The following is a 21,700-nucleotide window of genomic DNA, read 5'->3' on the forward strand; positions in this document are numbered from 1 at the left end:
TTCGCCGAGGCCGGCACGGAACACCCGGCGCGCAGGCCGTTGAGGCTGAGCTCAGGACCTGCTCGCGACATAGGCGCGCGCGTCGTTCTCCAGCCGGGACTGGAGCGTGAAGAACAGCTCGGCGGCCCGGATCCCGACCCAGTCCTCCGGAAGCAGCTCCGCCGGGAGGCCTGGATCGAGGTACGGGAGCTGCCGCCAGTCGGTCAGTACGCGGACGTAGGCCACGAACGCGTCACGCTCGGCAGCCACGGTGCCGGTTCCGTCGTGGCCTTCGCCCCCGGTCGGCAGGCGGTCCGGTACCCCCGCGTGCTTCCGGACGAACTCGCCGTACAGCAGCTCCAGTTGGTCGAGATCCCACCACTCCCTGACTTTCTCGTCCAGCGGGCCGAACGCCAGGTGGTCGGCGCGGAAGAGGTCGGCGTAGCCGTCCAGTTCCAGGCGGCGCAGCATCTCGGCCGTGGCGTCGTACAGATGCGCCGGAGCGATGTAGACCCCGGCGGAGGCCGTGCCGAAACCGAGCCGGGTCAGCCGGGAGCGCATCAGATGCCGCTTGCTGCGCTCGGACTCCGGTACCGAGAAGACCGCGAGCAGCCACCCGTCGGCCGGTGTCGCGCGGTCCCGGCGGAAGATCCGGTGGTCGCCCTCGCGCAGGACCGAAAGGCCCTCGTCGGAGAGTGCGTACCCGGCCGAGCCGTTCCGCCGTTCGGCCCGCAGGAGGCCCCGCCGCTTCAGCCTGGAGATCGACGACCGTACGGCGGGAGCCTCGATGCCCAGGTCGGCGAGCAGCCCGATCAGAGTGGCCACCGAGAGCCAGCCGCCCTCGGTCCTGGAGTACAGGCCGTACACCGTCACGATGAACTGCCGTGGCTGCGCGGAACCGGCTGCCGGCTCCCCCCTCGCTGGTTCATCCGCTTCTGCTGCGATCGTCACCCGGGGAGGCTATCAACGGGGCATGTCACGGCGTGCCGGGCTGGTTGACAAAGCGCCTTGCCGAGATGGCAAATAGGGAGGGTGGCAGACCGGGCGACCGTGAAGGGGCAGAGCATGGCCGGAGAGACGACAGGCGACGACTTCGCATCCGTGCTGACCGCGGTGGGCCCCAGGCTCCGCGCGCTGCGCCGTGAGCGCGACATCACCCTCGCCCGGCTGGCCGAGGAGACCGGAATCTCCGTCAGCACTCTGTCGCGGCTGGAGTCCGGGAGGCGTAAACCGACGCTGGAGTTGTTGCTTCCGCTGGCGAAGGCGTACGGCGTGCAGCTGGACGAGCTGGTCGACGCTCCGGTGACCGGCGATCCGCGTGTCCACCCCCGCCCGGTCAAGCGTCACGGAATGACCTTTATCCCGCTGACCCGCCACCTCGGCGGGCTGCACGCCTACAAGCAGATCATCCCGGCCGGACGGCGGCGGCCGGGGCGGCTGGAACCGCGGGTGCACGAAGGCTACGAGTGGCTCTACGTCCTGTCCGGGAAGCTGCGGCTCGTCCTGGGTGAGCAGGAGTTGGTCCTCGGCCCGGGTGAGGTGGCCGAGTTCGACACCCGTACCCCGCACGCGTGGGACGGCGCGGGCCCGGAGGCCGTGGAGTTCCTCAGCCTGTTCGGGAAGCAGGGGGAGCGGATGCACGTACGCGCCCGTCCGGCCGGAAAGGGGCGGGCGGCGGACGGGGAGGGCGGCGGCCGGTGAATCCCGGCTGTGCCCAGGGCTGTTGATCGATCCAGATGGATCCAGGCTGCGCCCGGGCCGTTGATCCACTACGGTCTACGATGTCGTTCTTCCGCGTGCTGCTGCGTCAGGAGGCCGGTGTGCCGGACAGGAAAGGCGTACGCCGTTCGCGCCGTGCGCTGATCGCGGGCGGCGCGGCGCTGGCCGCCGTGCTGGCGCTCGCGGGGGCCGGAGCCGCCGGGCTGCTGAGCGGTCGCGGTCACTCCGCCGCCGGGCCTTCCGACGGTCTGCCGCACACCGGTGTCGTCGCGTCGGCGGGGAGTTGCGGTACCGGCTGGCACGACCCGCGCCCAGGCACCCAGGTCTTCGATGTGCACAACACGTCGGGCACGCCGGTCGAGGTGTTTCTGAGGGACTCGTCGAGCGGCGCCGTGTACGGCGAGCTGGATGGGCTCGGGCCCGGCACCACCCGGGCGCTCCGGGTCACCATCGCGGCCGGTTCCTACGCATTCGGCTGCTTCCCCGACGACGCCGCGTCCGTCACGGGGCCCACCGTGCGGGTGCGGGGCGGCAGCGGCGGCGGCGGGCCGGCGGCGGTGCCCGTCAGCCAGCACGATCTGATCCCGCCGACGCTGAGCTACCAGAAGTGGGTCACCGGCCGGATGGGTTCACTCGTCGGCGCCACACGGAAGCTGGACACCGCGGTCCGCGCGGGTGACCGGGCCCTGGCCCGGAAGGCCTGGCTCACCGCGCACCTCGATTACGAGCGGCTGGGTGCCGCCTACGGCACATTCGGCGACGCCGACACGGCGATCAACGGAACGACCGCGGGCCTGGCCGGCGGCGTCCACGACAAGGGCTTCACCGGCTTCCACCGCATCGAGTACGGGCTGTGGCACGACGAGTCCGCCGCCGCTCTGCGCCCATTCGCCAGCCGGCTGGTCAGGGATGTACTGGCCCTGCGCACTACGTGGCGGCAGGCCCGGATGGACCCCCTCGACCTCGGGCTGCGGGCGCACGAAATCCTGGAGAACACCGTGCAGTTCGAGCTGACGGGCCGCACCGACTACGGCAGTGGCAGCAATCTCGCGACGGCCCGCGCCAATCTCGACGGCACCCGGGTGGTCCTCTCCCGGCTGCGTCCGGTACTCACCGGAAGGTACCCGCGGCTGAAGCAGCTGGACGGTGAACTCGACCGGACCGGGGCGGTGCTGGACCGTCAGGAGCACGGTGGGCACTGGACTGCGCCCGCCCGGCTCGGCCGCGTACAGCGCGAGAAGGTGAACGCGGCCGTGAGCGGACTGGCGGAGCGGCTGGCGGGCATCGCGGCTCTCTGCGACGTACGCCGGTCGTCCTGATCCGGGGCCCTGATCCGGCGACCCGGACCGGTCTCTCCCGGCCCGGCGCCCTGACCCGGCGCCCTGACCCAGCGCCCTGACGGGCCGTCCGGTCGGCGGGTGGTCCAGGCGGTCGACTCAACAGTTTGTTTACTCAATTTTGTTTTCCCACCGGATGCCAGATGTTCACTCCCGTGTCATGGTGATGCATCGTGTCAGCAGGTTGAGCCGTGCATGACAGGGTGCACCGGCCGGAAGCGGAAGGCGGAAACGCATGGGCAGCAAGGGCAGAGGAGCGGGCGCGCGCCGCTGGGGAGCGCTGGCCGGCGCCGCCGCGCTGACCGTACTCGGCGGCGCCGCACCCGTCTGGGCCACGGCGCCCGCCACAGCACCCCACGGAAGTTCCACGGCCACGCCGGTCAAACACCTGGTGGTGCTCTTCGACGAGAACATCTCCTTCGACCACTACTTCGCGACCTACCCGCACGCCGCGAACACCGACGGTACGAAGTTCACCCCGTCCCCGCGTACGCCCCACGACATCGACAATCTCCGTACGGCCGGTCTGCTCGACAAGAACCCCAACCAGTACCTGCCCAAGCGGCTCACCCCCGACCAGGCCATGACCTGCGACCAGAACCACTCGTACGGTCCCGAGCAGTACGCGTACAACGGCGGCAAGGCCGACAAGTTCGTGGAGAACACCGACTCGGGCAAGTGCTCGGGCAATCTCTTCGGCGAACCCGGCCTGGCGATGGACTACTTCGACGGCAACACCGTTACCGCGATGTGGAACTACGCCCAGCACTACGCCCTCAACGACAACTCCTTCGGCTCGGCGTACGGCCCTTCGTCACCCGGCGCCATCGAGCTGGTCTCGGGCCAGACGCACGGGGTGGTGTCAACCGACCCCACGTCCTCCACCGAGAATCCGAAGCGGACCGACAAGCCCGATCCCGCAGCGGTCGCGTCGCCGGACGCGCACGGCGTCGGCACCATGATCACCGACCCGGATCCGGCCTACGACGACTGTTCGGGCAACGACCACACCAGCAAGTCCTCCCTCGCCGAGCTGGGCGGCAAGAACATCGGCGACCGCCTCAACGAGAAGAACGTCAGCTGGGGCTGGTTCCAGGGCGGCTTCAGGCCGAGCACCCCGTGGGACGGCACGCCGGACCATCTCGCCAAGTGCGGCGGCACCACGCACGCCAATGTCGGCGGCGAGCAGGTCGTGGACTACAGCCCGCACCACGACCCCTTCCAGTACTACAGGTCGACCGCGAACCCGCACCACGTGGCCCCGAAGTCGGTCGCCGAGATCGGGCACGCCGGACAGGCCAACCACAACTACGACCTCACGGACTTCGACGCCGTTCTCAAGTCCGGCAACCTGCCGTCGGTGAGCTTCCTCAAGGCGCCCTCCTACCAGGACGGGCATGCCGGATACTCCGACCCTGTTGACGAACAGGATTTCCTGATCGGCCAGATCAACAAGATCCAGCAGGCCCCGCAGTGGAAGGACACGGCGGTCGTCCTCGCCTACGACGACTCGGACGGCTGGTACGACCACGTGTACGCCAAGCCGCTCAACGGCTCGCAGGACACGACCAAGCAGACGAACGGCAGGACGCTGGACTCACCTGCCTGCCAGAACGGGCCGAAGGCGGCGGGCGGTTACGCCGACCGGTGCGGTCCCGGCGCCCGTCAGCCGCTGATGGTCATCTCCCCGTACGGGAAGGTCAACAAGATCGACCACACCCGGACCGAGCAGACCTCCATCATCAAGTTCGTCGAGGAGAACTGGCACACCGGGCGCATCGGGGACCACTCCTTCGACACCCGGGCCGGATCGCTGGCCGGGATGCTCGACTTCCGCCACCCCAACGGCAAGCAGGTGCTGCTGAACAAGGACGGCTCCGTCAAGTCGGCCGGCCCGATCCGGCCCGTGGCACCGGTCGCCGCGCAGATCACCGACCCGCAGCGGCAGGGGGTCGCCATCCAGGAGCTCTCCGGGAGCGGAAGTTCCGAGCCCGGCCTGCTGACCGCCGGCGTGCTGGGGGCGGTGGTGGTCGGCGGCGCCGGTGTCGTCCTGGCGATCCGCCGCCGCTCCGGCCGGGGTGCCGCCTGAGCCGTACGGGATGACGCGGGGGACCGGGCCATATGAGGCCGGGTCCCCCGCGCAGCTGTCCAGCGGGCTGCTACGGCCGCTCTCAGGTGGAGTTGGCCGGGCCGACCTGGGTCCGCAGCCTGGAGATGTCCACCGCCTGGTCGGGCGACGGGGTGCTCGACGGTACGGGTTTGTCGAAGCCGGAGAAGCCCACGGTCGCCAGGGTGGTCCTGTCCTGGGCCTTCACCGCGACCTGGACGGGGTAGGGCTTGCCGTGCGTCGCCACGTACAGGGTCTCCAGATGGCCGCCGCGCACCCCGCTGACCGGGACGACGTCGATTCCGTGGAGCTTCGTCACCTTGCCCTTGGTGAGGTGACCACCGCCCGAAGTACCCGATTGTGTACTCGACTTGAGGAACGAGTTCAGATCGCAGACCTGCGCGAGTCCCTGCAGCGGCAAGTTGCTCGACGAACCTTCGAGATAGCGTCCGTTGAGCGCCGCCCTGGCGGCGTCGCCGCCCGGCACCTGGTTCTTCCAGAACGCGGCATCCGGCTTGATCCAGATTTTGCCGCCCCGCTTGATGATCTGGACGGAACCCTGACCGCCCAGACTCACCGAACCCCGGCAGTTGGCCTGCCGGTCGAGGGTGAGTTCCATGGAGGTGGGGGTGCCCCTCGAACCGAACCTCCCGTGGACGCTGATGTGCAGCGACGAGGTCCCGAAGAGGGCGTCGTGTGCCTTGTTGGCGATCTCCTGGGCCGGCAGCGATGCTGTCCCGCCGTCCGCCACGGCTGAGCTGCCCGCGGCGATCGTCAGAACGACTGCTGCCGCACCTGCTGCCAGTGGCTTGGCCATGCGGTGTCCTGTCAACGTCGCCTCCTGAGATGTGCCTGGTCAAGGCCTGCGAGACGTACACGACGAGGCTACGCCCGCCATGCGGGTGACGCACGGCGGGCGTTTCGCAAGGGCCCTGTGGCCGCCCGCCCCCCGGGCGGCCCGCGCTGCGCCGGCGTGACGGTGACCGGGGCCCGCAGGCGGGTCGAGTCGGAGAGCGCGAGTGCCACGGCGACCGCCCGCCCTCCGGCTCGGCGTGAGCTCGTTACCTGGATGTAATAGAAATTACAGTAGTGCGTTTATTACGTCACTGTGTAACGTGCGGGATGCCATCCGGCGGTGAATCCACCGCACGGCACAACCGTGGGAGGCATCTGTGTTGCACACCCGCTCATTCCGTCGCGCGGCAGCGGCGACCGCACTGTCCATCTCGTCGGCCCTCTCACTGACCGCGTGCGGCGAGCACGGGGAAAGCGGGGGAGTGGCTCAGCCGGCCACCGCGACCATCGCCGGTGTGCACGTGACCCGCGACGCGGCACTGCACGCCGCTCTGCCCGAACCGGTCAAGTCCTCCGGAACGGTCCGGGTGGCCACTGACGCGCCCTACGCACCGTTCGTCATGTTCGTGACCGACGGCGAGCCCGCGCTCACCGGCCTCGACTACGACCTCGGGCAGGCACTCGGCGCCAAACTCGGCGTGCGATTCGCTTTCACGCCACAGAAGTTCGACGGCATCGTGCCCGCGATCCAGGCAGGCAAGTTCGATGCCGTGATCTCGGCGATGACCGACAGCAAGGCGCGCCGGCGCGTCCTCGACTTCGTGGACTACTCCGCTTCCGGCTCGGGGATTCTCGTCACCAGGGGGAACCCGCACAGGATCGCCCGCCTGGACGACCTCTGCGGCAGAAAGGTGGGTGTGGAGGCCGCCGCCCATCAGCTGGACGTGCTCAAGGCGCACCAGTCCGCGTGTGCTCACATCGGCAGGGGACCCATCGCGATCCAGAGCTTCCCCAAGGACTCCGACGCACAACTCGCCCTGCGCTCCGGGAAGGTCGCCGCTGATCTGCTGACCGAACCCGCTGCCGGATGGACGGCGCGGACCGCCGACGGCGGCCACACCTTCGCACTCGTCAAGGACCCGGCGCACGGCGCCGGTTACGACGCCACGCCCAACGGTGTCGGCGTCACCCAGCGGCTTCCCCGGCTGACCGGCGCGATCCGTAAAGCACTTCAGGAACTGATCGGCGACGGCACACTCAGGAAGATCTGCGCGAAGTACGGCTCGGCCTCCATCGCCCTGAAGGACGCGACCAGGAACCCGGCGGTGTCCTGATATGCGCGCCACTACACCGACAGGAGCCGCGCAGAACAGCGCCACCGCCCCGGCGCCGCCCGCCCCGCAGGGCCTCACCCTCGTACCGGTACGGCACTGGGGCCGGTGGACAGCCGCCGCGGTCGCGGCCACCGCCCTCGCCGGACTGACCGGCTCCCTGGCCGGAAACAGGAACCTGCACTGGCCCGTCGTCGGACGCTACGTGTTCGACGGCCTGGTCTTCCGCGGCCTGGCCACCACACTCTGGCTCACGGCTGCCGCAATGGCGCTCGGTCTGGGACTCGGTGTCCTCGTGGCCGTACTGCGCCTGTCGCACAATCCGGTCCTGAGCGTTCTGGCGACCTCGTTCGTCTGGTTCTTCCGCAGCACCCCGCTCCTGGTCCAGATCATCTTCTGGGGATATGCGGGCGCGCTCTACCACCACGTGCTGATCGGCGTCCCGTTCACCCACATCACCTTCCTCGCCGCGGACACCAACGCGGTGCTGACCCCCGCTGTGGCCGCGCTGCTGGCCCTGGGGCTGAACGAAGCCGCGTACATCAGCGAGATCGTCCGGGCCGGTATCCAGTCGGTGGATCCGGGGCAGGCGGAGGCGGCCCACTCGCTGGGGATGGGGCCCGCCCTGACCACCCGGCGCATCGTGCTGCCCCAGGCCATGCGGGTGATCATTCCGCCGCTGGGCAACGAGACGATCAACATGCTCAAGATGACCGCTCTGGTCTCCGTGATCTCGGCGCACGACCTGATGTCCGACATCCAGGATGTGTACGCCCAGAACTACCAGGTCATGCCCATGCTCGTGGTCGCCGCCATCTGGTACCTGATCCTGGTCACCGCGCTGAGCCTGCCGCAGGCCTGGTTGGAGCGGCGGTACGGCCGCGGCGCGGCGGCACCGGCCGCCGGTCCGGTGAAGCGCCTGCTGACGGGTGCCGTCCTGCTCATCGCCCGGCCCGCCCGACCCGACGTACCGGAGATGGAGCGATGACTGTGGGAACACCGATGGTGCACGCCGACGGCGTACGAAAGAGTTTCGGGAAGGCCGCCGTACTGCGGGGCATCGACCTCACCGTGGAACGCGGCCAGGTCTGCTGTCTGCTGGGCCCGTCGGGCTCTGGGAAGTCGACCTTCCTGCGCTGCATCAACCACCTGGAGAAGCTCGACGGCGGCAGCCTGACCGTCGACGGAGCCCCGGTGGGGTACCGCCGGCAGGGCGGCAGCCTCCATGAACTGAGGGAGCGTGAAGTCGCCCTCAGGCGCCGGCACATCGGGATGGTCTTCCAGAGGTTCAATCTCTTCCCGCACATGACGGCTGTGCAGAACGTGATGGAGGCCCCCGTGAGGGTGGTCGGCGTCCCGAGGGCCGCGGCGCACGCCGATGCGCTGCGTCTCCTGGCCCGGGTCGGCCTCGCCGACCGCGCCGACCATTACCCGTCCCGGCTCTCGGGCGGCCAGCAGCAGCGTGTGGCGATCGCCAGGGCGCTGGCGATGCGGCCGGGACTGATGCTCTTCGACGAGCCCACATCGGCCCTGGACCCCGAACTGGTCGGTGACGTACTCGACGTCATGCGTCAACTCGCTGCGGACGGTATGACGATGGTCGTCGTCACCCACGAGATCGGTTTCGCCAGGGAAGTCGCCGACACGGCGGTCTTCATGGACGGCGGCGTCGTGGTCGAGTCGGGAGACCCGCGGCAGGTACTCGGCGAGCCCCGGCACGAGCGCACCCGCGGCTTCCTTTCGAAGGTCCTGTGATGGCCCGGGTAGGGGAGCACAGCGCGGCGGCGCACGCCGGGGCGCTGCTGCCTGACGCTGTCGCCCGTCAGGACCGGTATCTGGCCGATCTGGCACACCTCGTGTCGATCGACTCAGGCTCCTACACCCCCGCAGGAGTCAACCGGGTCGCGGCCTGGACCGTCCGCCGGCTGGCGGCCATGGGATTCGAGACGGACCGGATAGCCGTAACCGCCGACAGCCCCGGCGGTCCCGACAGCCCGCACAGCCCGGACAGCTCCGGCCCGGAGTCCGGTGATCTGGTGGTGGGACGGCTGCGCGGCCGGCTGCCGGTGGAACAGGGCGGGCGGCGCATCCTGCTGGCCGGGCACATGGACACCGTCTTCGAGGAAGGAACGGCGGCCGAGCGGCCCTTCGCCGTGGACGGCGGATTCGCCCGCGGTCCCGGCGCCAGCGACGACAAGGGCGGTCTGCTGGCCGGTCTCGCCGCGGTCGAACTCCTGGTGCACCGGCGGATGCTGGATTTCGCGGAGATCGTCTTCCTCGCCACCCCCGACGAGGAGACCGGTTCCCCGGCCAGCCGTTCGGTGACAGCTTCGCTCTGCGCGGGCATCGACTACGGGCTGGGGCTGGAGTGCGCCCGGGAGAACGGCGACCTGGTCATCGCCCGAAAGGGGGTGGTGGACCTCCTCGTCACCGTCACGGGACGGGCGGCCCACGCCGGTATCGAACCGGAACGCGGCGCGAACGCGGCGCTGGCCGCCGCGCACCTCCTCATCGGCTGCCAGCGGCTGAACGGACGCTGGAGCGATGTCACCGTCAATGTGGGGATCGCCAGGGCGGGCAGCCGCATCAACATCGTCTGCCCCGAAGCCGAGTTGCACGTGGAGATACGGTCACCGACCGCCGAGGGCATCCGGTGCGCGAAGGAGGCGGTCGGGGCGGCCGCCGCCCGGCTTTCCGTGCCGGGCACCACCGCCACCGTGCGGCAGACGTACGCCTGCCCGCCGATGGAGGACACCGCGCGGGCCCGCGCCATGCTCGGACAGGCACGGGAGGCGGCAGCGGAACTGGGGATCGTCCTGGGAGCCGCTGCCACCGGCGGTGTCGGTGACGCCAACACCATCGCCGGCACCGGGGTGCCCGTCCTCGACGGTCTCGGCCCGGTCGGCGGCGGCGATCACAGCCCGGACGAGTGGCTCGACGTGACCACGGTGCCCGCGAGGACCGCCCTGCTGGGAGCCCTGATCGTGGCGCTCGGGGACGCACGCCCCGGCTGATCGGCCGCGCGGAGCGGGCCGCCGCCGGGCGGCCAGCCCACGCGATGTCACGGGGAGCGGCCCGCCTGCGTAATCTGAAGCCTCTGAAAGGTGGCGTGGCCCATGTCCTCACTTGCCGAAGAGATCCGGCACCGACTCGGCGACCTCAGTCCCGCCGAGCGCAAGGTGGCCCGGGTACTCCTCGCGGGCTACCCGTCGGCGGGCTTCGAGACGGTGGCCACACTCGCCGAACGGGCCGGGGTGAGCGCCCCCACCGTGATCCGCTTCGTCAACAGGCTCGGCTACAAGGGGTTCCCCGGCTTCCAGGCAGCGCTCCGCGACGAGCTGGAGGAACGCAGCGCATCGCCCCTTGAGCTGTACAGCACGCGCGGATACGGCAGCGGTCCGCTCCTCCCGCAGCCGGGCGACGGGCCCGGCGAGGAAGTGCGGGAACAGGGAGGCGAGCAGGGGACGGGCGACCCGGAGCAGGACGTATTCAGCGGCGCGGTGGCCCGTACTCTGCGCGAGCTGCCGCCGCACGACCTTCGGGCCGCGGTCGGGCTGCTCAGCCATCCCAAGCACCGTGTCGTCCTCGTCGGCGGCCGGTTCACGCATCTGCTGGCCGAGTATCTGGCTCTGCACCTGATGCAGCTGCGCGACGATGTGGTGCTCCTGCCCGACCGTGACGTGGAGCGGACCGCCGTACTCGCCGGACTCGGCAAGCAGGATGTCCTCGTCGTCTTCGACTACCGCCGCTATGAACCGGACAAGAGCGTCATCGGCGAGATGGCACGGAGGCGCGGCAGCAAGATCGTGCTCTTCACCGACGCCTGGCTCTCCCCGGTGACCAACGTCGCCGATGTCGTCCTGCCGAGCCAGGTGGCCGCCCCCTCCCCGTACGACAGCCTGGTGCCGACGCTGGCCACGGTGGAGACGGTCGTCGCCGGTGTGCTCGGACAGCTGGGTGAGGCGGGACGCAGCCATCTCGCGCACAGCGAGGCGGTGGCCCGGCAGGCAGGGCTCCAGCCGGAAGGCGGCAGTTGATGGCTTCCCGCGTCAGGGCCGCGCTCTCGGGCCTGCGGCGGCCGTTCGCCCCGCAGGGCCCGACCCTCAGGGAGCTGACCGTGCAGGCGCTCTCCTCGATCGAGCGGGGTTACGACCTGCTGGCGCCGAAGTTCGACCAGACCCCGTTCCGTACGCCCGACCGCGTCCTGGACGCGGTCGGCGGAGCGCTGCGCCCGCTCGGTCCGTTCGGGGCGGGACTCGACGTCTGCTGCGGTACGGGAGCGGGCGCCCGGGTGCTGCGCTCCGTGTGCACGGAGCGCGTCACCGGGGTGGACTTCAGCGCCGGGATGCTGACCGCCGCCCGCCGGGCGGAGACGGGTGCGGCCGCCCCCGTGGCCGAGTGGGTACGGGCCGACGCCCGGGACCTGCCGTTCCGGAGCGCCTTCGACCTGGCCGTGAGTTTCGGCGCTTTCGGCCACTTCCTGCCCGCTGAACGCCCCGGCCTGTTCGCCGGGGTCCACCGGGCGCTGCGGCCCGGCGGAGTCTTCGCTTTCCCCATCGGCGCGCCGCAGTCCTTCCGCGACCCGCTGTACTGGACGCTGCTCGGCTTCGACTCGGTGATGCGGGTACGGAACCTGGTGTGGCGGCCGCGGTTCGTCATGTACTACCGGACGTTCCCGCTGGGCGCGGTGCGGGACGATCTGACCCGGGCCGGATTCTCGGTGGAGCTGCTGCCGCTGGAGGAATTCGGCCGTCGGCCGGACGGCAGCCCGCGCTGTCGCCTCGTCGTGGCCCGGCGGACGTGACCGGGGAGAACTGACAAACTGGGTCCGACGATCGATACGGAGGAGTGGCAGATGGCGCACGAACGAGCGGGGCAGCCGGCGCGACCGGAGGACCTCACCGATGTCGCCCGGCTGGTGACCTCGTACTACGCGCTGCACCCGGACCCCGAAGAGCCCGCCCAGCGGGTGGCGTTCGGCACCTCGGGACACCGCGGCTCGTCCTTCGCCACCGCGTTCAACGAGGACCACATCGCCGCCACCAGCCAGGCGATCTGCGAGTACCGCGCCCGGCAGGGGACCGACGGCCCGCTTTTCCTCGGCGCCGACACCCATGCGCTCTCCGAGCCGGCCAGGGTCACCGCCGTCGAGGTGTTCGCGGCCAACGGGGTGACCCTGCTCATCGACTCGGCCGACGGCTACACCCCGACCCCCGCCGTCTCGCACGCCATCCTCACGTACAACCGCGGCCGGACCTCGGGGCTCGCCGACGGCGTGGTGGTCACCCCCTCGCACAACCCGCCCGCCGACGGCGGGTTCAAGTACAACCCGCCGAGCGGCGGCCCGGCCGGATCCGACGCGACCGGCTGGATCCAGGACCGCGCCAACGAGATCATCGTCGCCGGCCTCAAGGACGTACGCCGGCTGCCGTACACCCGCGCGCTGACCGCCTCCACGACCGGGCGCTACGACTTCCTCGGTACGTATGTGAGCGACCTGCCGTCCGTGGTCGACCTGGACGCGGTGCGCGCCGCCGGTCTGCGCATCGGCGCCGATCCGCTGGGCGGTGCGTCCGTGGCGTACTGGGGCCGGATCGCCGAACAGCACCGGATCGACCTGACGGTGGTCAACCCGCTCTCCGACCCGACCTGGCGGTTCATGACCCTGGACTGGGACGGGAAGATCCGGATGGACTGCTCGTCGCCGTACGCGATGGCGTCCCTGATCGAGCGGTCCGGCGAATACCGGATCGCCACCGGCAACGACGCCGACGCCGACCGGCACGGCATCGTCACCCCGGACGCCGGGCTGATGAACCCCAACCACTATCTGGCCGCGGCGATTTCGTACCTGTTCACGCACCGCGAGCAGTGGCCCGCGGCTGCGGGCGTCGGCAAGACGCTGGTCTCATCGGGGATGATCGACCGGGTGGCGGCCGGTCTGGGCCGCGAACTGGTCGAAGTACCGGTCGGCTTCAAGTGGTTCGTGGACGGCCTGGTGGACGGCTCGCTGGGCTTCGGCGGCGAGGAGTCGGCGGGAGCCTCGTTCCTGCGCCGCGACGGGTCGGTGTGGACCACCGACAAGGACGGCATCATCCTGGCCCTGCTCGCTTCCGAGATCCTCGCGGTCACCGGGAAGACACCGTCCGAGCACTACACGGCGCTCACCGAGCGTTTCGGCGCGCCCGCCTACGCCAGGATCGACGCCCCTGCCGACCGTACGGAGAAGGCGGTGCTCGCCAGGCTCTCGCCCGGGCAGATCACCGCGGACACCCTGGCGGGGGAGCGGGTCACGGCGGTGCTCACCGAGGCGCCCGGCAACGGCGCGCCCATCGGCGGCATCAAGGTGACCACGGAGAACGCCTGGTTCGCGGCCCGGCCGTCGGGCACCGAGGACGTCTACAAGATCTATGCGGAGTCCTTCCTCGGGGCCGGCCATCTCGGCCAGGTCCAGGAGGAGGCGAAGGCCGTCGTCTCGGCGGCGCTCGCCGGCTGAGGCCCCGTGGTGGGAACCCGTCCGCCGGGAGGGTCAGGCGCCGGGGACCGTGCGGTGGATCCGGCGCAGGAAGGCGGCGTTGTCGGGCGTGTGCCGGATCCGGTCCAGCAGCGCTTCAAGCGTCGCCTGCCCGTCCCGTGAGCGCAGCGCCCGGCGCAGTCCCTGTACGGCGGTCAACTCGCCCTCGGCCAGAAGCAGTTCCTCGCGCCGGGTGCCCGAAGCCGTGATGTCGACGGCCGGGAAGACGCGCCTGTCGGCCAGTGCGCGGTCCAGCCGGAGCTCCATGTTGCCGGTGCTCTTCAGCTCCTCGAAGAAGTAGTCGTCGGCGCGGGAGCCGGTGTCGACCAGCGCGGTCGCGAGGATGGTCAGCGAGCCGCCCTCCTCGGCGAGGCGCGCGGCGCCGAAGAGCCGCTTGGGGCCCTGCACGGCCGCGGCGTCGACACCACCCGACAGCGTCCGGCCGCCCGATGATGCCGCGTTGTTGTGCGCCCGGCAGAGCCGGGTCAGGGAGTCGAGCAGGATGACGACGTCCTCGCCTTGTTCGACCAGGCGCTTGGCACGCTCCACCGCGAGATCGGCGAGTGCGATGTGCTCCTTCGCCGGCCTGTCGAAGGTCGACGCGAGGACGTCGCCCCGTACGGAGCGGCGCATGTCGGTGACCTCCTCGGGGCGTTCGTCGAGCAGTACCACCATCAGACGGCACTCCGGGTGGTTGGCCGCGATGGCAGCCGCGAGCTGCTGGAGAAGCACGGTCTTACCGGTCCTGGGCGGCGCGACGATCAGGCCGCGCTGCCCCTTGCCGACCGGGGCGATCAGATCGATGAGCCGGGTCGCCGCGGCGCCGCCCGCCGTTTCGAGGCGCAGCCGCTCACGCGGGTGCAGAGGTGTCAGGTCGCGGAAGTGCCGGCGGCCCCGAAGGGCCTCGGTCGGGCGGCCGTTGACCCGGTCGACCCGGACCGGGGCGCCTGGCCGCGGACAGGTCCCTTCGACGAAGTCGCCTGTACGCAGGCCGAGGTGGCGAATCCGGTCGGCTGTCACCTGGGCATCGTCGGGCGACGGGCGGGAGCCCGGCCCGGCGTGAGTGCGCAGCAGGCCGTGCCCCCGGCCGGTGACATCGAGGACGCCGGAGGCGGCGACGGACAGGTCCTGCTGGACAGGAGGGTGTTCGAGTGTGGTGGTCATGGCGAGTCCTTTCGCGGGCATGCCGTCTCGGGGCATGCGGATGAGAGACCCGGCGGGGGGCGGTGTCGGCACGCCCCGTGCGACGGGCGGAAGAGCCCGGGCCGGGAGAGGTGGTGCTTGTGAGCCGGATCGCCGATCATGAGAGGAAAGGCGCAGCAGCAAGAGAGCGCGATACGCGGTAAATGCGATAACTGGCACCGGCGCCCATCGAGGGGCGTACACAAGTGCTGATCGCACCGTACCACACGTCCCGCACTGTGCCGCCGGGCGGTATCGGCCGGTACGGCCGAGGAGCCCGTTGGGCCGTCCGGGACCTGCGACGTTGTCGGGACACGGATATGCGAGCACGCTGGAAGGAAGAGAGGTCCTGCCGGGCGAACGGCCCGGAGGCACGAACGGACTCACCGAGGGACGGACGAAGGAGCACACCGTGGCGATGGGAGCGGACGACGCCAGGGGTGACGACGTCTACCAGCCGGACGGCAGTGAAGTCACCGAGGACTCGGGCATTCTCGACCGCGAGGACACACTCAACGGCCGTGCCTCCGATCCGTACGACGAGGGCTGGTCCCCGCCGGAACGGCCACTGGGCGTCGACCACGCGGGAACCACCCAGGAGGAGCAGCACGAGGGCGAGACGCTGGACCAGCGCCTGGCCGAGGAGCGACCCGACCCGGCGCTGCTCCGCGCACCGGCCGGCGACGGCATCGGCGACGCGTCCGACAGCGATGGGGAGCCGCTGGACGACGAGGTCGGCGACAACCGGTCGGGACGGCTGGTCGCCCCGGACGAAGGGGCGCACGAGGAAGCCGAGAAGGACATGCTGGCGGAGGACGTGGGCGTCGACGGCGGCGCGGCCTCCGCCGAGGAGGCCGCGGTGCACCTCGTCGGTGACCGGACGGCCGACGACGGCCGGCCCCGGAGCCGGTAGCGCGGGCCGGGGTCAGCCGGCCGCGACCGGGGTCAGTAGCGCAGATCGGCCGCGATGCGGTCGTGGTCGGCGAGCGTGCCGTCGGCTACGAAGACGACCTCGGCCCCGGTGTCCAGCGCCAGCTCCACGAGCTCATCGACGATGTCCTCACGGACGGCCTCGCCGTCGGGAGACGGCGTCGCCGGTCCCGGCGGATCGACCGGGATCAGATGGCCCTCCTTCACCCGCACGGTCCGCTGGAAGTTCTCCTCGACCGCCAGCAGGGCGACGCGGCCCTCCCGTACCGACTCCCACACCTCGTCGAGGCCCGCTGCGAAGGTCCGCCTGCCGCGCGCGGCGACGAGCCGGTCCGCCGTCCGTGCGGCTGTCCGCTCCCGGAATTCGCGCAGGCTCGGCTCCAGCTCCCGGTACAGCTCGGGTGCGGGGCCGTTCACCAGACCACCGGTGAGGATCTTGGCCGACGCGTGCCGGGTGGCGGTCCCCACGTCCTCCAGGAGGCTCAGCGCGGGGGCCAGACCCACCACGAAGAGCGGCCGGGGGGTGGCGGCGAGGACCGCGGCGAGCGCACTGTCCACGTCACGCAGGTACCGCCGGGTCTCCTCGTCCTGGAACGTACTGGCCACGTCACCGATGCGCTCCTCGCGCTGCGGATCGGTCTGCAGCTCCTCAGGGGTGACCGGGAAGCTGTTGCCCGTGTGCTCGCGCAACCTCCCCTGGGACCCGTCCCAGAGCGTGGCGCGGGTAGCGGCCACGACGAGCACCCAGTACGGGGTGGCCCGGGCCCGTGCGGCGACCAGGTTCCTGGTGAGGTAGCTGTCGCTGATCACCACGCGCTCCGGGACCTCTCTCGGCAGCACCCACGTCTGGTACGTGTCGGCACTCGCGAAGATCACCAGCCCGTCCTGGGAGTACCGCAGATCGACGTCCGTGTGCGCCCGGTCGAGCTGGGCCCTGAGCCCGGCCCGCACCTCCCGCGGCAGCGGTTCACCGCCGTTGGTCCAGCTGTCGATCCGGCGGCCCGCCTCGGTCACAAGATTGCGCAGCCGCACCGCGTCCTGGGCGTTGTCCGTCTCGCGCCGGTGCGTCGGCATACTCACGGACACCACCGGATGGGGCTGCTTCTTGCGCAGGATCTGCAGGACCGCAGGCGTCAGAGCGTTGGTTTCCATGACTCCCTTTCTGGTACTGGTGCCCCTTCACGATCCACCAGCCGCCGCACGGCTGCATCCGGACGCGGCCCGCCCGCATCCGTGATTAGCATGGCGAATGGCGAAGGACAGCCCCGTAATCGACGTGGTGACGGAAGCCCTGGCGGAGCTCCATGACCGGCTCGGCGCACTGCGGGACGGCGCGGTCGCCGACTACATCCCGCAGCTGGCGCTCGCCGACCCGGACACCTTCGGGCTATCACTGGTGAGCATGTACGGACACCGGTACCGGGCGGGCGACGCGGAACTGCCGTTCACCCTCCAGTCGGTGTCGAAGCCGTTCGTGTACGCGCTCGTACTCTCGCTGCTGGGCCTCGACGAAGTGACCCGGTGGGTGGGTACGGAACCGAGCGGCGAGGGCTACAACGCGATCAGCCTGGAGCCGGACACGGGACGGCCGGACAACGCGATGATCAACGCGGGGGCCATCGCCACCACCGCGCTGGTGCCCGGCCGCACCGGCGCGGAGCGGTTCGCGCGCATCCTGGACTGCCTGAGCCGCTTCGCGGGCCGCCGGCTGGACGTCGACGAGACCGTGCACGCGTCGGAGGGGGAGACCGGTGACCGCAACCGCGCGCTCGCGTACCTGATGAGCAGCCTCGGGGCGCTGCCCGGTCCGCCCTCGGTCGTGGACACCTACTTCCGGCAGTGTGCGGTACGGGTCACCACCGGCGATCTCGCGGTGATGGCGGCGACCCTGGGCAACGGGGGCGTCAACCCGGTGACCGGCGAGAAGGTGGTGTCCGAGACCGTCGCCTGCCAGGTACTCGCGGTGATGGCGTCCTGCGGGATGTACGACGCGTCCGGTGCGTGGCTGCTGCGGGTGGGCCTGCCGGCGAAGAGCGGGGTGTCCGGCGGGCTGATCGCGGTGAGCCCGGCGCGGTTCGGGGTCGCCGTCCACAGCCCGCCCCTCGACACCACGGGCACTCCGGTGCGCGGCATCGAGGCGCTGCGTGAGCTGTCCGAGCGGTTCGGGCTGCATATAATGCGCCATCCCACGCTGTCCGCACCCACCATCACGGAGGCGGACCACGGGGCTCGGACGGGGCTGGTGGCCGCACAGGGCGCGCTGGACTTCACCGCGGCCGAACGGCTGCTGCACGGGCTGTCCGAAGTGGCCCCGGAGTCCGGCGGCTGGGTGGTGCTCGACCTGCTCGACGTGACCAGCGTGGAACCCTCCGGCGCCTCGCTCGTGGCCTCCGCGCTGGCCCGGCTGGAGGGAGAGGGGCACCGGGTGGCCGTCGTGGTCGATCCGCGTGCGCCGGGCGGGGCGCGGCTGACGCCCTGGCAGAGGTTCCCGTCCCGTGAGGAGGCCGTCGCCTGGTGCGAGCGGGGGCGGTCCTCAGGGGGCGTGAACGACCCACCTCCCAGGGCGGACTGAGGAGCTCAAGCCCGCCGCGGCGACGAGCCGGTCAGGGGCGGACCCGCGCGGACGCGCATCCGCCCCTGCGGTGGCTCAGTGCTGCCGGGCCGTCCCGGCCGCTGGTGCGGTGTTGCTGGTGGTGACCTGTACCTCGTCGACGACCAGCTGCTGCGGGAAGGCGGTGCTGCCGTCCGGGTCGCCCGGCCAGTATCCGCCGACGGCCAGGTTGAGGATCAGGAAGAAGGGCTTGTTGAACACCCACTGGTTTCCGCCCACATCGGCGGGTGTACGGGTCTGGTACACGTTGCCGTCCACGGACCACTTGATGGAGTCGGGCGCCCAGTCGACGGCGAACGTGTGGAAGCCGTCGGAGAACGCCTGGCCGCCCGGGAGTGTATAGGCGGCCCCGATGCCCGCGGAGCCCGAGTAGCCCGGGCCGTGGATCGTGCCATGGACGGTCGACGGTTCGAAGCCGACGTTCTCCATGACGTCGATCTCACCGGAGTTGGGCCAGCCGACCTGTCCGATGTCGTCGCCCAGCATCCAGAAGGCGGGCCACATGCCCTGCCCCTTGGGGATCTTCATCCGGGCCTCGACATGGCCGTACGCGGCCGAGAACTTGCCGGAGGTGTTCAGCCGCGCCGATGTGTACTCGCACGATCCGTACCAGCACTGGTAGTTGCCCGGATTCTCCTTGCGCGCCGTGATGACCAGATGGCCCTGGCCGTCGAGCGCGGCGTTGTCGCTGCCCGGTGTGTAGTACTCGCGCTCGTGGTTGTCGACGTTGTCACCGGTCTCCGTCTGCCACTTGCCGCCGTCGACGGCGGAGCCCGCGGGACCGTCGAAAGTGTCGGAGAAGGTTCCGGCGGCCGCCTTCGCTGCCGGACGGCCGGTGGTGGAGGGGTTGTCGGCGCTCGCGGTGGACGCGACGACCGGGGCGAGGAGCAGGGCTGAGGCGGTGGCGACGAGGAGGCGCCGGGTCAGGCGGGTGGAGGCCATGGTTCTCCCTTCCGGTGCACGGATCAGGTGCACTGAACGGGCATGTTTGACATGAGTATGACAGACATGCGCAACGAGGCCGCCGGGAGGAGCGTGGCGGCCGGGGTGGGGGGTGCGCGGTTCACTTCGAGATTTAAGAAGTGAACCAACCGACTGTCAAGGTCTTGGTATGTACCAGTCCGGGTAAAGGTGAATTCATGCCTGAACGCATGGAAGGGAAAAGAGGCGTGTGTCCGAGTTGTGTGTTCGGGAATTGAAAGGGGCGCGTACGGCACGGGTTTGACAACGTGTCCGGACTGGGGCAGGAATTCACCGGGGCGCCAGGCGCCGGTACCCCGTACGCCAACCACCGGGTGACCCACGGTGTTTGGTTACCGGAGTGAGAGGCGGGGGGCCTGCGCAACCGGTGGCACGGGGGCGGTACCCTGCGCGCGCACCGCCAAACGGGCGGCGCAGCATGTGTGGAGGATTTTGTGACCTTTTCCAATAGATCGTGGCGGCTCCGGGGGGCCTTCATAGCCGCAGCGGCAGGCGTGGTCGGCGTCGGTCTGAGTGCTGTCCCGGCTCAGGCACACACTCCGACGTGGAGCGTTTCGTGCTCCGATGTCACCCTTGACCTGACGGCGTACAACCCTGGCGTCACCAACACCGTGACCGTCAGCGTGGACGGGAAGGACATCCTTCCCACGGAGAAGTTCGGCTCGTCGGTCAACAGGACGCTGCCGCTGGGTGAGCACACCAAGACGCTCACTGTGCACCTGGTCGTGAAGGCCGGTGACGGGGACCAGTTCTCAAGGGACGAGACGAAGACGGCGCCCGTCTGCGCCGCCACGCCGCCCGCCACGCCGCCGCCCGCCTCGCAGCCCCCGACGGCGGCCCCGAGCTCCGCGGCCCCCGTTCCGAGCAAGGCCCCGAGCTCCGCACCCAGCAGCCCGGCAGCCGCGGCCCCCGCGCCGTCGCCGAGCGCCGGTGCGCCGTCGGACCTGGCCGAGACCGGTTCCTCCAGCGCCACGCCGCTCATCGCGGGTGCGGCCGCCGTGGTCATCCTCGCGGGTGGCGGCATCATGTTCGCCGCGCGCAAGCGTCGCAGCAGCGAGAACTGATCCGCCACGACTGCCGGCGCCTCCGGGTGAGCGCCGGCAGTTCTCTGTTCGGGGTGCCGGGCTGGCCGTCCGGAGGGTCCTGCCCTGCCGGCGCCGGGGCGAAGCCAAGGAAAACGGCGGGCGCCCTCACACCTTGCGGTAGTCGTACGCCTCCACGGCTGCGGCCTCCACCGCGTCCAGGTCGCCCCCCGCCGAAGCGGTGACCATGGCCGCCACCGAACCCTCCAGGAAGGGCGCGTCCACCAGCCTCGTACCGTCCGGGAGTTCGTCACCCTCGGCCAGCAGCGCCTTCACGGTCAGCACCGCGCTGCCGAGATCGACGAGGACCGCCACACCGGCACCCCGGTCCACCGCCGCGGCCGCCGACGAGATCAGCTCCGAACTGGTACCGAGCCCGCCGTCCGGGGTTCCGCCCGCCGCGGCGACCGGAGCGGTCGTCGCCCCGCCTGCCAGTCCGGTCGCCAGTTCGGCCACGGCCGCCGCGACAGGCGCGCTGTGGGACACCAGGACGATCCCCACCAGCGCGCTCATGCGGCAGTCTCCGCCAGGGCGCCGAACAGCAGCGCGGACGAGGTCGCCCCCGGGTCCTGGTGGCCGATGCTGCGCTCACCGAGATAGCTCGCCCGGCCCTTGCGCGCCAGCATCGGTACGGTCGCGACCGCACCGTCATCCGCGGCCTTCGCCGCCGCGGTGAACGACTCCCCGAGCGCGTCGGCAGCGGGCAGCAGCGCGTCCAGCATCGTCTTGTCGCCCACGGCGGCGCCGCCGAGCCGGGCCACCGCCTCCGTCCCCGCCTTCAGCGCGGCGGACAGCTGCTCCCGGTCCACGGAAGGGGAGTCGCCCAGCGACTTACCGGTACGGCGCAGCAGCGTCCCGTACAGCGGCCCGGACGCTCCGCCGACGGTGGAGATGAGCTGCCGTCCGGCCAGAGTGAGGACCGCGCCCGGAGTCTGCGGGGCCTCCTTCTCCAGCGCGTCCCGCACGGCCGCGAACCCGCGCCGCAGGTTGCTGCCGTGGTCGGCGTCGCCGATGGCCGAGTCCAGTTCGGTCAGCCGGTCCGCCTCCCTGTCGACGGCCGCAGCCGTACCGGCCATCCAGCGGCGGAAGAATTCGGCGTCGAGCACAGGTCCTCCTTGATGAGTCGGTATAG

Annotated in this window: 19 protein-coding genes and 1 pseudogene; 13 read left to right on the plus strand and 7 right to left on the minus strand. The window is 70.8% G+C overall.

The genetic code is table 11. From position 1 onward, the window contains the following. Positions 1–51: 51 nt before the first annotated feature. The gene (locus tag OG452_RS32465; protein WP_405565236.1) at positions 52–924 is read right to left on the minus strand and encodes a PaaX family transcriptional regulator; all 873 of its coding nucleotides are present in this window, start codon (positions 922–924) and stop codon (positions 52–54) included. 120 nt (positions 925–1,044) lie between these two features. On the opposite strand from OG452_RS32465, the gene OG452_RS32470 reads away from it, so the two are divergent. The 3 genes from OG452_RS32470 to OG452_RS32480 all read left to right on the plus strand — a co-directional run bounded on the left by OG452_RS32470 (position 1,045) and on the right by OG452_RS32480 (position 5,124). Beyond that, positions 1,045–1,680, plus strand: coding sequence for a helix-turn-helix domain-containing protein (locus OG452_RS32470; RefSeq protein WP_327299114.1), 636 nt, complete (start codon positions 1,045–1,047; stop codon positions 1,678–1,680). A gap of 80 nt (positions 1,681–1,760) precedes the next feature. Beyond that, a complete protein-coding gene (locus tag OG452_RS32475) occupies positions 1,761–3,017 on the plus strand; it encodes an EfeM/EfeO family lipoprotein (protein ID WP_327299115.1) in 1,257 nt (418 codons plus the stop codon). A 253-nt stretch (positions 3,018–3,270) separates the two neighbouring features. Next, a complete protein-coding gene (locus OG452_RS32480; protein WP_327299116.1) occupies positions 3,271–5,124 on the plus strand; it encodes a phospholipase C in 1,854 nt (617 codons plus the stop codon). A gap of 82 nt (positions 5,125–5,206) precedes the next feature. Here OG452_RS32480 and OG452_RS32485 read toward each other — a convergent pair whose 3' ends face one another. Continuing rightward, complete coding sequence (locus OG452_RS32485; protein ID WP_327299117.1) at positions 5,207–5,959, minus strand: hypothetical protein; 753 nt, start codon at positions 5,957–5,959, stop codon at positions 5,207–5,209. Positions 5,960–6,317: 358 nt separating this feature from the next. Here OG452_RS32485 and OG452_RS32490 point away from each other — a divergent pair, with 358 nt between their 5' ends. The 7 genes from OG452_RS32490 to pgm all read left to right on the plus strand — a co-directional run bounded on the left by OG452_RS32490 (position 6,318) and on the right by pgm (position 13,764). Beyond that, on the plus strand, positions 6,318–7,271 hold the full coding sequence (locus OG452_RS32490; protein WP_327299118.1) for an ABC transporter substrate-binding protein: 954 nt from the start codon (positions 6,318–6,320) through the stop codon (positions 7,269–7,271). A gap of 1 nt (position 7,272) precedes the next feature. Then, a complete protein-coding gene (locus OG452_RS32495; RefSeq protein WP_327299119.1) occupies positions 7,273–8,256 on the plus strand; it encodes an amino acid ABC transporter permease in 984 nt (327 codons plus the stop codon). Then, positions 8,253–9,023, plus strand: a complete 771-nt coding sequence (locus OG452_RS32500; RefSeq protein WP_327299120.1) for an amino acid ABC transporter ATP-binding protein — start codon at positions 8,253–8,255, stop codon at positions 9,021–9,023. Before OG452_RS32495 ends, OG452_RS32500 begins: the two co-directional genes overlap by 4 nt. Continuing rightward, complete coding sequence (locus OG452_RS32505) at positions 9,023–10,282, plus strand: M20/M25/M40 family metallo-hydrolase (RefSeq protein ID WP_327299121.1); 1,260 nt, start codon at positions 9,023–9,025, stop codon at positions 10,280–10,282. Before OG452_RS32500 ends, OG452_RS32505 begins: the two co-directional genes overlap by 1 nt. 102 nt (positions 10,283–10,384) lie before the next feature. Next, positions 10,385–11,305 (plus strand): MurR/RpiR family transcriptional regulator, encoded by a 921-nt coding sequence (locus OG452_RS32510; protein WP_327299122.1) that lies wholly within the window; start codon positions 10,385–10,387, stop codon positions 11,303–11,305. Then, on the plus strand, positions 11,305–12,072 hold the full coding sequence (locus OG452_RS32515; RefSeq protein ID WP_327299123.1) for a class I SAM-dependent methyltransferase: 768 nt from the start codon (positions 11,305–11,307) through the stop codon (positions 12,070–12,072). The genes OG452_RS32510 and OG452_RS32515 overlap by 1 nt, the downstream gene beginning before the upstream one ends. A 51-nt stretch (positions 12,073–12,123) precedes the next feature. Further along, complete coding sequence (gene pgm, locus OG452_RS32520) at positions 12,124–13,764, plus strand: phosphoglucomutase (alpha-D-glucose-1,6-bisphosphate-dependent) (protein ID WP_327299124.1); 1,641 nt, start codon at positions 12,124–12,126, stop codon at positions 13,762–13,764. A gap of 33 nt (positions 13,765–13,797) precedes the next feature. Here the strand turns inward: pgm and rho are convergent, their stop codons facing one another. Further along, entirely contained in the window at positions 13,798–14,946 is a 1,149-nt protein-coding gene (gene rho, locus OG452_RS32525; protein WP_327299125.1) for a transcription termination factor Rho, read from the minus strand. Positions 14,947–15,382: 436 nt separating this feature from the next. Between rho and OG452_RS32530 the strand changes: the two genes are divergently transcribed. Beyond that, entirely contained in the window at positions 15,383–15,877 is a 495-nt protein-coding gene (locus OG452_RS32530; protein WP_327299856.1) for a DUF5709 domain-containing protein, read from the plus strand. Between the two features lie 32 nt (positions 15,878–15,909). Here OG452_RS32530 and OG452_RS32535 read toward each other — a convergent pair whose 3' ends face one another. After that, the gene (locus OG452_RS32535; protein ID WP_327299126.1) at positions 15,910–17,046 is read right to left on the minus strand and encodes a baeRF3 domain-containing protein; all 1,137 of its coding nucleotides are present in this window, start codon (positions 17,044–17,046) and stop codon (positions 15,910–15,912) included. Positions 17,047–17,143: 97 nt separating this feature from the next. On the opposite strand from OG452_RS32535, the gene glsA reads away from it, so the two are divergent. After that, positions 17,144–18,466, plus strand: coding sequence for a glutaminase A (gene glsA, locus OG452_RS32540; RefSeq protein WP_327299127.1), 1,323 nt, complete (start codon positions 17,144–17,146; stop codon positions 18,464–18,466). Positions 18,467–18,556: 90 nt separating this feature from the next. Here glsA and OG452_RS32545 read toward each other — a convergent pair. Further along, a pseudogene (locus OG452_RS32545) lies at positions 18,557–19,447 on the minus strand (glycoside hydrolase family 16 protein); the annotation flags it as partial. 473 nt (positions 19,448–19,920) lie between these two features. On the opposite strand from OG452_RS32545, the gene OG452_RS32550 reads away from it, so the two are divergent. After that, positions 19,921–20,550 carry an LAETG motif-containing sortase-dependent surface protein gene (locus OG452_RS32550; RefSeq protein WP_327299128.1) on the plus strand — a complete coding sequence of 210 codons (630 nt, stop codon included), beginning with the start codon at positions 19,921–19,923 and terminating at the stop codon, positions 20,548–20,550. A 126-nt stretch (positions 20,551–20,676) separates the two neighbouring features. Here OG452_RS32550 and OG452_RS32555 read toward each other — a convergent pair whose 3' ends face one another. Both OG452_RS32555 and dhaL read right to left on the minus strand, forming a co-directional pair. Continuing rightward, positions 20,677–21,081, minus strand: a complete 405-nt coding sequence (locus OG452_RS32555; protein WP_327299129.1) for a PTS-dependent dihydroxyacetone kinase phosphotransferase subunit DhaM — start codon at positions 21,079–21,081, stop codon at positions 20,677–20,679. Further along, the gene (dhaL, locus tag OG452_RS32560) at positions 21,078–21,674 is read right to left on the minus strand and encodes a dihydroxyacetone kinase subunit DhaL (RefSeq protein ID WP_327299130.1); all 597 of its coding nucleotides are present in this window, start codon (positions 21,672–21,674) and stop codon (positions 21,078–21,080) included. The genes OG452_RS32555 and dhaL overlap by 4 nt, the downstream gene beginning before the upstream one ends. Positions 21,675–21,700: the final 26 nt, after the last annotated feature.

The sequence above is a fragment of the Streptomyces sp. NBC_01197 genome, assembly GCF_036010505.1.
Taxonomy (GTDB): Bacteria; Actinomycetota; Actinomycetes; order Streptomycetales; family Streptomycetaceae; genus Streptomyces.

Coding starts and splice junctions, on each gene's coding strand:
- OG452_RS32470 (WP_327299114.1), top strand. CDS start 1,045: ATGGCCGGAGAGACGACAGGCGACGACTTCGCATCCGTGCTGACCGCG.
- OG452_RS32475 (WP_327299115.1), top strand. CDS start 1,761: ATGTCGTTCTTCCGCGTGCTGCTGCGTCAGGAGGCCGGTGTGCCGGAC.
- OG452_RS32480 (WP_327299116.1), top strand. CDS start 3,271: ATGGGCAGCAAGGGCAGAGGAGCGGGCGCGCGCCGCTGGGGAGCGCTG.
- OG452_RS32485 (WP_327299117.1), bottom strand. CDS start 5,959: ATGGCCAAGCCACTGGCAGCAGGTGCGGCAGCAGTCGTTCTGACGATC.
- OG452_RS32495 (WP_327299119.1), top strand. CDS start 7,273: ATGCGCGCCACTACACCGACAGGAGCCGCGCAGAACAGCGCCACCGCC.
- OG452_RS32500 (WP_327299120.1), top strand. CDS start 8,253: ATGACTGTGGGAACACCGATGGTGCACGCCGACGGCGTACGAAAGAGT.
- OG452_RS32505 (WP_327299121.1), top strand. CDS start 9,023: ATGGCCCGGGTAGGGGAGCACAGCGCGGCGGCGCACGCCGGGGCGCTG.
- OG452_RS32510 (WP_327299122.1), top strand. CDS start 10,385: ATGTCCTCACTTGCCGAAGAGATCCGGCACCGACTCGGCGACCTCAGT.
- OG452_RS32515 (WP_327299123.1), top strand. CDS start 11,305: ATGGCTTCCCGCGTCAGGGCCGCGCTCTCGGGCCTGCGGCGGCCGTTC.
- pgm (WP_327299124.1), top strand. CDS start 12,124: ATGGCGCACGAACGAGCGGGGCAGCCGGCGCGACCGGAGGACCTCACC.
- rho (WP_327299125.1), bottom strand. CDS start 14,946: ATGACCACCACACTCGAACACCCTCCTGTCCAGCAGGACCTGTCCGTC.
- OG452_RS32530 (WP_327299856.1), top strand. CDS start 15,383: ATGGGAGCGGACGACGCCAGGGGTGACGACGTCTACCAGCCGGACGGC.
- OG452_RS32535 (WP_327299126.1), bottom strand. CDS start 17,046: ATGGAAACCAACGCTCTGACGCCTGCGGTCCTGCAGATCCTGCGCAAG.
- glsA (WP_327299127.1), top strand. CDS start 17,144: ATGGCGAAGGACAGCCCCGTAATCGACGTGGTGACGGAAGCCCTGGCG.
- OG452_RS32555 (WP_327299129.1), bottom strand. CDS start 21,081: ATGAGCGCGCTGGTGGGGATCGTCCTGGTGTCCCACAGCGCGCCTGTC.